1 protein-coding gene is annotated in these 382 nt (G+C 38.7%); it reads left to right on the plus strand.

Annotation, left to right across the window (positions count from 1 at the left end; translation table 11 throughout):
- Positions 1-105 precede the first annotated feature (105 nt).
- A partial coding sequence (locus C1E99_RS12200) for an SWIM zinc finger family protein (protein ID WP_161951200.1) occupies positions 106-382 on the plus strand: 277 nt, incomplete at its 3' end.

Here is a 382-nt window from a genome sequence, read left to right on the forward strand (position 1 = left end):
CCTATTTAAACAATTCAAATTGAAAATATGCTATAATGAAAAGATAATATTTTAGATATATTTTACAGAAGAGCTGATGATTGGTTGAAGGATAAAGGAGTTAGAATGGGTCGCATGATGCCAGGGCGGATTCGCCAAGAAGGAATTGATTTGTACGAGGCTGGAAAACTGACTGTTCTTCATAGTGAGAATGGAAAGATGGTGCTGGATATTGCTGGTGAACGCTTTACTTACGGCGATGCAGATAGCGATTTACAGTGTAGTTGCCAGTTATTTCAAAGTAAGGGCTACTGTCAACACCTAGCTGCCACGGAGTATTTTTTAAAAAATGATGCCTCAGGCAAGGATATGAAGCAGTCTTTGAAAGAAGATGGTGAACAAC

The organism is Streptococcus suis (genome assembly GCF_002964045.1).
Lineage (GTDB): Bacteria > Bacillota > Bacilli > Lactobacillales > Streptococcaceae > Streptococcus > Streptococcus suis_U.